The sequence below is a fragment of the Micromonospora sp. M51 genome (assembly GCF_018070305.1).
Classification (GTDB): Bacteria; Actinomycetota; Actinomycetes; order Mycobacteriales; family Micromonosporaceae; genus Micromonospora; species Micromonospora parva.
The window spans coordinates 1-1,064 of sequence record NZ_JAGPXZ010001233.1 but is presented as its reverse complement, the minus strand read 5'-3'; the positions used below and the strand labels follow the sequence as shown (position 1 = coordinate 1,064).

Below are 1,064 nucleotides of genomic sequence, written 5' to 3'. Positions count from 1 at the left end.
GGTCGAGTCGAGGCGGTCCCGCCGCGCCAGGTCGGCGGCCGTGGCCGCCACGTCGGCGGCGTCCTCGGCGCTGCGCCGGGCCGCACGGGCCGCCTCGGACGCGGTCAGGAAGACCTTCAGGTCGGCGTCCGGGGCCACGACCGAGCCGATGTCGCGGCCCTCGACCACCATCCGACCGGCGTTGGCGATCATCTCGCGCTGCCGGCCGACGAGCAGCTCACGAACAGCCGGTACGGCGGCGACGGCGGAGACCGCTCCGGTCACCTCGGCGCCACGGATCTCCGCGTCCACGCCGACCCCGTCGACGGTCACGCCGTACCCCTGCGGGTCGGTGCCGATGCGCAGGTCGACCTCGCCGGCGACCTTCGCCACCGACGCGGCGTCGGTGAGGTCCACGCCGGAGCGCAGCACGGCCCACGTGATCGCCCGGTACATCGCCCCGGTGTCCAGGTAGCGCGCACCGAGGGCGGCGGCGAGCCGCCGCGACACGGTTGACTTCCCCGAACCGGACGGCCCATCCACAGCGACCACACATCGCCCGAACCGTACGTTTTCCTCCACCGTGTCCTCCTCAGCCCGTACCTCACGGATCGCCCGGTGAGCTGGCGCCGCAAGCGGTTGTTCAATCGTCATCAATCATGCCCGGGTCGTCTGGCGAACCCGCGCGCGACGCCGCCGGAGGCGACCCACGCCACCCGGGCGACCGCGTCTCGGCCGTCGGTGGAGCCTACCGGCTGCCGTACCCCGAACTCGGGGGTCAGTCACCCACCGCGTGGAACAGGGCCGCGACCTCCGCGTTGGTCAGGCGCCGCAGACGCCCGGTGCGCAGGTCGCCCAACCGGATCGGACCGATGGAGGTACGCACCAGACGGGTGACCGGGTGCCCGACCTCGTCCATCAACCGCCGGACGATGTGCTTGCGCCCTTCGTGCAGGCTCAGCTCCACCTGGGCGCTCTTGCCCAGGGTGCCGACCACCTTGAACGAGTCGACAGTGACCGGCCCGTCCTCCAGCTCGACGCCCGCGAGGAGCCGCTTGCTCAGGTTGCGCGGGATCGGGCCGACC

Annotated in this window: 1 protein-coding gene and 1 pseudogene; both read right to left on the bottom strand. The window is 72.8% G+C overall.

Annotation, left to right across the window (positions count from 1 at the left end; all coding sequences use genetic code 11):
* On the bottom strand, positions 1 to 561 hold a 561-nt coding region (gene cmk / locus KBX53_RS33925), incomplete at its 3' end, for a (d)CMP kinase (RefSeq protein ID WP_210863919.1).
* Positions 562 to 757: 196 nt separating this feature from the next.
* A pseudogene (locus KBX53_RS33920) lies at positions 758 to 1,064 on the bottom strand (MFS transporter); the annotation flags it as partial.